Genomic DNA, 6,379 nt, shown 5'->3' on the forward strand with positions numbered 1-6,379 from the left:
TGTCGCAATCCACACCGAGCCAGAAGGCCCTTACTCATTTCAAGACCACCCGACCGTGAACCCCGTCACCAACCTCTGTGGTCAGTACACCTAGCCCAGCCCCCGGCGGGCCAGCAGCGGCGCGGTCTCCGGCGCCCGGCCGACCACCGCGCGGAAGGACTCCAGCGGGTCCCGGCTGAACCCCCGCGCCAACAGCTCCCGCCGGAACAGCTCGCCGCTCTCCCGCACCGGGCGCCCGTTGGTCTCGAACCACTGCACGGTGTCCGCGTCCAGCACCTCCGACCAGATGTACGCGTAGTACCCGGCGCTGTAGCCGCTGGAGAAGATGTGCTGGAAGTACGGCGTGCGGTAGCGCGGCGGGATCGCCGGGAAGTCGATCCCGGCCGCCGCCAGCGCCCGCGCCTCGAACTTCTCGGCGTCCTCGACCGGTTGGCCCTCCGGCAGGGTGTGCCAGGCCCAGTCCAGCAGGGTCGCCGCCAGGTACTCGACGGTCCGGAAGCCCTCCCCGAAGCCCTCCGCCGCGGTCATCCGCTCGACCAGCTCGGTCGGCAGCGGCTCCCCGGTCGCGTGGTGGCGGGCGTAGTTGGCCAGCACCTCGGGCCGGACCATCCACATCTCGTTGACCTGCGAGGGGAACTCCACGAAGTCCCGCGGCACCGACGTGCCCGCGAACAGCGGGTACTCGACGTCCGAGAACAGCCCGTGCAGCGCGTGCCCGAACTCGTGGAACAGGGTGCGCACCTCGTCCCAGCTGAGCAGCGCCGGCTCACCGGGCGCCGGGCGCGGGACGTTGAGGTTGTTCAGCACCACCGGCCGCCGCCCGGTCAGCCGGGACTGGCCGACCAGCTCGTCCATCCAGGCGCCGCCGCGCTTGGAGGCCCGGGCGTGGAAGTCGCCGATGAACAGGCCCAGCGAGCGGCCGTCCTGCTCGAACACCTCGAAGATCCGGGCGTCCGGGTGGTGCGCCGTCAGCTCCGGCCGCTCGGTGAAGGTCAGCCCGTAGGCGAGCTCCGCGGCGAAGAACACGCCGTCCCGCAGCACCCGCTCCAGCTCGAAGTACGGGCGCAGCGCCGCAGCGTCCACCTGGTAGGAGGCCTGCCGGACCTTCTCCGAGTAGTACGCCCAGTCGTGCGCGGCGATCTCCCCGACCCCGTCCGCGGCCGCCACCTCGGCCAGCTCGGCGGCCTCCCGGCGGGCGTTCGCCAGCGCGGGCTCCACCAGCCGGGCGAGCAGGCCGGACACCGCCTCGACGGTGCCGGCCGTCTCGTCCGCCACCACGTACGCGGCGTGGCTCGGGTGGCCCAGCAGCGCGGCCCGCTCGGCGCGCAGCGCGGCCAGCCGGATCGCCAGCGGACCGTTCTCCTCGACGCCCCGGCCCAGCGAGGCCGCCAGCAGCCGCTCGCGCACCGAACGGTCGGCGAGCTGGGCCAGTTCGGGCTGGTTGGAGGGGCTCTTCAGGCTCAGTACGTACTTGCCCTCGTGGCCGAGCACCCGGGCGTTCTCCGCCGCACCGGCGATCGCGCCCTCGGAGAGTCCGACCAGCTCCTCGGCGGAGTCCACCACCAGCGCGGCGGCGCGGGTCGCCGCGTTCACGTTCTGCTGGAAGGTGGTGCCCAGCGCGGCGAGTTCGGCGTTCAGCCCGCGCAGCCGGACCTGCTCGGCCGCGCCCAGCCGGGCGCCGGAGCGGACGAACGCGGTATACCAGCGCTCCAGCAGCCGCAGCGACTCCGGGTCCAGCCCCAGCGCGGCCCGGTCCCCGTGCAGCGCCTCGATCCGGGCGAACAGCTCCTGGTCCAGGTGGATCGCGTCGTGGTGGGCGGCGAGCAGCGGGCTGACCTTCGCCTCCACTTCGTCCAGCAGCTCGGTGGTGTCGGAGGAGGACTGGTTGCGGAACACCGCGTCCACCCGGCGCAGCAGCGCGCCGGAGCGCTCCAGAGCCACCAGGGTGTTCTCGAAGGTCGGCCCGCCGGAGGTGCCGGTGATCGCCGCGATCTCGGCCAGCTGCTCAGCCATGCCACGCTCGTAGGCGGGCAGGTAGTGCTCCTCCCGGATCTCGGCGTAGGGAGGCAGTTCATAGACCAGTGGGCTGGCCGCGAAGAACGGGTTCTCGGTCATTCGCCGACCCTACGCGGTGTCGTGGCGCGTGCCCATAGACCCCCGGTCGTCGTTGTCAGACCCACCCGTTAACGTCGACGGCGCAGACCCGCGGGCCGCACACCCGCACCCCGACCGCACACCCGACCGCCCCCCGACCGACCGGGACCGACCCCGGTCGGACGCACCGAACCCACCCGGCCCCACCGGACCCATCGGAGAGGAGACGCCCGCCGTGGCCCCCAGAACCGCCCTCGTGCCCGACCCGCACGGCCCCGGCGGCCGCCTCCAGCCGCTGGACGACGCCGGCCGCCCGCTCGGCCCGCCGGAGGCGGTCCGCGACCTCGCCGCGGCCGTCGCCGCCCGGGAGGCCGCCGGCCATGACGGTTCACCGGCGCCGCGCTGGGTCTGGGCCTCCGCCGACTCCGGGTACGCCCCGCTGCTGCCCCGGCTGCCCGACCGGCTCGCCCGCTGCCACGACCTCCGGCTGGTCGAGGCCCTGCTGGTGGGCCACGAGGGCCGCTTCGGCGCGCCGCGCTCGCTGGGCGCCGCCTGGGCCCGGCTGCGCGGCCTGGCCGTCCCGGACGACCTGCCCGAACCGGGGCTCGCCGACGCGGACGACGGGCAGGACACCCTGTTCGCCCCCGACCGGCTGCAACTCCCGCCCGGCGCCGACCCCTTGGACGCGGTGGTCGCCGTGCACGCCGATCAGCAGCAGCGGATCGCCGCCATCACCGACCCGGCCGCCCGGCAGCGCTTCCGGCTGCTGGTCGCCGCCGAGTCGGCGGGCGCCCTGGTCGCCGCCGAGATCGCGCACGACGGCCTGCCCTGGCGCTCCGACGTCCACGACCGGCTGCTCACCGACCTGCTCGGCCCCCGCCCCACCGTCCCCGGCACCCAGCCCAGGGTGCTGGCCGACCTCGCCGTCGAACTCCAGCAGTCCCTCGGCGCCAAGCCGTTCAACCCCGACTCGCACACCCAGGTGCTGCGCGCCTTCGCCGAGGCCGGCGTCCAGCTCGGCTCCACCCGCTCCTGGGAGCTCAAGGGGATCGACCACCCGGCCGCCCAGCTGCTGGTCCGCTACAAGGAGCTGGCCCGGATCCACGTCGCCCACGGCTGGGCCTGGCAGGACGCCTGGGCCCGCGGCGGGCGCTTCCGGCCCGAGTACGTGGTCGGCGGCGTGGTGTCCGGCCGCTGGGCCAGCCGCGGCGGCGGCGCCCTGCAGATCCCGCGCATCCTGCGCCGGGCCGTGGTCGCCGACCCGGGCTGGGTGCTGGTGGTCGCCGACGCCGCCCAGCTGGAGCCCCGGGTGCTCGCCGCGCTCTCCCAGGACGCCGGGCTGGCCCGCACCGCCGCCGGCGGCGACCTCTACGAGGCACTCGCCGCCAGCGCCTTCCAGGGCGACCGCGACAAGGCCAAGCTCGGCCTGCTCGGTGCCATGTACGGGCAGACCAGCGGCGACATCGGCCCGCTGCTGAACACCCTGCGCCGCCGCTACCCGGCCGCGATGGGCTACGTCGAGGCCGCCGCCCGCACCGGCGAGGACGGCGGCGTGGTCACCTCCCGGCTCGGCCGGGTCTGCCCGCCCGCCTCCGCCGCCTTCCTCGACCTCACCGAGGCCGACACGGCCGGCGAGACCGGCGGCCGCACCGCCCGCGCCCGCGGCCGGTTCACCCGCAACTTCGTCATCCAGGCCAGCGCCGCCGACTGGGCGCTCGCCCTGCTGGCGGCGCTGCGCCGCCGGCTGAACGACCTGCCGACGGCCGTCCCGGCGGACCGCCCGCACCTGGTGTTCTTCCAGCACGACGAGGTGATCGTGCACACCCCGGCCAATCTGGCCGAGGCGGTGGTCGAGGCCGTCACCGAGGCCGCCGACGAGGCCCGGCGGCTGGTCTTCGGCGACACCCCGGTGCGCTTCCCGCTCAGCACCGCGGTGGTGGACTGCTACGCGGACGCGAAGTAGCCGCGCGAAGTAGCCGCGCGAGGTAGCCCGCGGACGCCGGGCGGCTACCGGAGCTTGCGGAACGACCGCGCCTCCTCGGCGGCCGCGACCACCTCGGCCAGTCCCGCCCCGGCCGAGGCGGTGACGGCGGCGGCCACCGCGCCCTCCACGAACGGCGCGTCCACCAGCCGTACGTCCGGCCGCGGTTCGTCCTCCAGCACGGTCGCGGCGGTGAGCACCGAACTGCCGAGATCCGGCAGCACCACCACGCCCGCACCGCCGTCCGCCGCCACGACCGCCCCGGCGATCAGCTCGTAACTGGTGCCCAGCCCGCCGTCCTCCGTCCCGGCCGCGACCACCACCCGCACGCCGTCCGAGGTGAGTTCGCCGAGCAACTCGCGCAGCCCCTCCGCGAGTCGAGCGCTGTGCGAAACCAGAACAATGCCCACGTGTCCGCTCATGCGGCCGACCCTACGGCGCCGCCGCACTACTCCGGGAGAGTGACCTGAATCGCGCGTGTCGCACCCCGTGCCCGCACCCCCCGTCCGGCGTAGCGTCGGGTCCGGCAGCGTCCGCAGCCGTGTCGCCCGTCCCCGTCGAGGTCACCCAAGGGAGCGAAGAGCGTTGAAGAAGCTGATCAACACCCCGGAGAGCGTCCTGGAGGACGCCCTGGCCGGAGTCGCCGCCGCCCACCCCGAGCTGACGGTGGACATCCCCAACCGGGTGATCACCCGGGCCGTCCGCCCGGCCGGTCCCAAGGTCGCGCTGATCTCCGGCGGCGGTTCCGGCCACGAGCCGCTGCACGGCGGCTTCGTCGGCCCCGGCATGCTCGACGCCGCCTGCCCCGGCGAGGTGTTCACCTCCCCCGTCCCGGACCAGATGCTGGCCGCCGCCAAGGCGGTGGAGAGCGGCGCCGGGGTGGTCTTCGTGGTGAAGAACTACACCGGCGACGTGATGAACTTCGAGCTCGCCGCCGAACTGGCCGCCGAGGAGGGCCTGGAGGTCCGCACCGTCCTGGTCAACGACGACGTCGCGGTCGAGGACTCCACCTGGACCGCCGGCCGCCGGGGCACCGGCGCGACCGTCCTGGTCGAGAAGACGGCCGGCGCGCTGGCCGAACGCGGCGCCGGACTGGACGAGGTGGCCGCCCTCGGCGAGCGGGTCAACGCCGCCTCCCGGTCGTTCGCGATCGCCCTCACCGCGGCCACCGTCCCGGCCGCCGGCAAGCCCGGCTTCGACCTGCCCGAGGACGAGATCGAGGTCGGCGTCGGCATCCACGGCGAGCCCGGCCGCCGCCGGGAGAAGCTCCGCCCGGCCCGCGAACTGGCCGCCGAGGTGGTCGAGACCATCCTCACCGACCACCACCTGACCCCAGGTGACGAGGTGATCGCCCTGCTCAACGGCCTGGGCGCGACCTCGCTGCTGGAGCTGTACGTGGTCTACGGCGAGGTCGCCGCCCGGCTCGCCGAGCGCGGCATCACGGTGGCTCGCAGCCTGGTCGGCAACTACGTCACCAGCCTCGACATGGCGGGCTTCTCGCTCACCCTCACCAAGGCCGACACCGAGCTGCTGGAGCTCTGGGACGCCCCGGTCGACACCCCCGCGCTCAAGCGGGCCTGAAGGGAGACGGCATGGACTTCGACACCACCCTCGCCGAGGCCTGGATCCGCGCGATCGCCGCGGCCGTCGAGAAGGAGCAGGCCCGGCTCACCGAACTGGACTCGGCGATCGGCGACGGCGACCACGGCAGCAACCTCCGACGCGGCTTCGCCGCCGTCCTCACCGCCCTGGACGGCCCCCGGCCGGTCGGCCCCGGCGCGGTGCTGACCAAGACCGGCACCACCCTGATCTCCAAGGTCGGCGGCGCCTCCGGCCCGCTGTACGGCAAGGCCTTCCGCGCCGTCGGCGCCGCCCTGCCCGAGCCCGCCGGCCCGGCCGCCGTCGCCGAGGCCCTGGCGGCCGGCCTGGACGCGGTCCGCGCCCTCGGCAAGGCCGAACCGGGCGACAAGACCATCGTGGACGCCTGGACCCCGGCCGTCGCCGCCTTCCGCAGCGCGGCCGCCGCCGGCGCCTCCCTCCCGGAGGCTGCCGACGCCGCCGCCGAAGCCGCCGAACGGGGCGCCCGGGACACCGTCCCCCTCCAGGCCCGCAAGGGCCGCGCCTCCTACCTCGGCGAACGCAGCATCGGCCACCAGGACCCCGGCGCCACCTCCACCGCGCTCATCTTCCGCACCCTCGCCGACACCACCGCCGCCTGACAGTGAGGATGTTCATGAGCGGTTCCCGGACAGGTCTGACCCACCGCCTGACTGACCTCGGGTCCTCAACGGGATCTGTCGGCCT

Annotated in this window: 5 protein-coding genes; 3 read left to right on the plus strand and 2 right to left on the minus strand. The window is 74.9% G+C overall.

Annotation, left to right across the window (positions count from 1 at the left end; translation table 11 throughout):
- Nucleotides 1–90: 90 nt before the first annotated feature.
- On the minus strand, nucleotides 91–2,115 hold the full coding sequence (locus ABTZ03_RS43840; protein ID WP_350518880.1) for a M3 family metallopeptidase: 2,025 nt from the start codon (nucleotides 2,113–2,115) through the stop codon (nucleotides 91–93).
- Nucleotides 2,116–2,329: 214 nt separating this feature from the next.
- Between ABTZ03_RS43840 and ABTZ03_RS43845 the strand changes: the two genes are divergently transcribed.
- Nucleotides 2,330–4,057 carry a bifunctional 3'-5' exonuclease/DNA polymerase gene (locus ABTZ03_RS43845; RefSeq protein WP_350518881.1) on the plus strand — a complete coding sequence of 576 codons (1,728 nt, stop codon included), beginning with the start codon at nucleotides 2,330–2,332 and terminating at the stop codon, nucleotides 4,055–4,057.
- 44 nt (nucleotides 4,058–4,101) lie between these two features.
- On the opposite strand, the gene dhaM is transcribed toward ABTZ03_RS43845, so the two are convergent.
- On the minus strand, nucleotides 4,102–4,497 hold the full coding sequence (dhaM, locus tag ABTZ03_RS43850; RefSeq protein ID WP_350518882.1) for a dihydroxyacetone kinase phosphoryl donor subunit DhaM: 396 nt from the start codon (nucleotides 4,495–4,497) through the stop codon (nucleotides 4,102–4,104).
- A gap of 163 nt (nucleotides 4,498–4,660) precedes the next feature.
- On the opposite strand from dhaM, the gene dhaK reads away from it, so the two are divergent.
- Nucleotides 4,661–5,656: a dihydroxyacetone kinase subunit DhaK gene (dhaK, locus tag ABTZ03_RS43855; RefSeq protein WP_350518883.1), complete on the plus strand. Its 996-nt coding sequence runs from the start codon at nucleotides 4,661–4,663 to the stop codon at nucleotides 5,654–5,656.
- An 11-nt stretch (nucleotides 5,657–5,667) separates the two neighbouring features.
- A complete protein-coding gene (dhaL, locus tag ABTZ03_RS43860) occupies nucleotides 5,668–6,294 on the plus strand; it encodes a dihydroxyacetone kinase subunit DhaL (RefSeq protein ID WP_350518884.1) in 627 nt (208 codons plus the stop codon).
- The last annotated feature ends 85 nt before the right edge of the window (nucleotides 6,295–6,379 follow it).

It is taken from the genome of Kitasatospora sp. NPDC096077, from assembly GCF_040303245.1.
In the GTDB taxonomy this organism is placed as follows: Bacteria; Actinomycetota; Actinomycetes; order Streptomycetales; family Streptomycetaceae; genus Kitasatospora.

Bases quoted from the DNA above. Each gene is read 5' to 3' on its own strand.
- ABTZ03_RS43840 (WP_350518880.1), bottom strand. From the start codon at position 2,115: ATGACCGAGAACCCGTTCTTCGCGGCCAGCCCACTGGTCTATGAACTG.
- dhaM (WP_350518882.1), bottom strand. From the start codon at position 4,497: ATGAGCGGACACGTGGGCATTGTTCTGGTTTCGCACAGCGCTCGACTC.
- dhaL (WP_350518884.1), top strand. From the start codon at position 5,668: ATGGACTTCGACACCACCCTCGCCGAGGCCTGGATCCGCGCGATCGCC.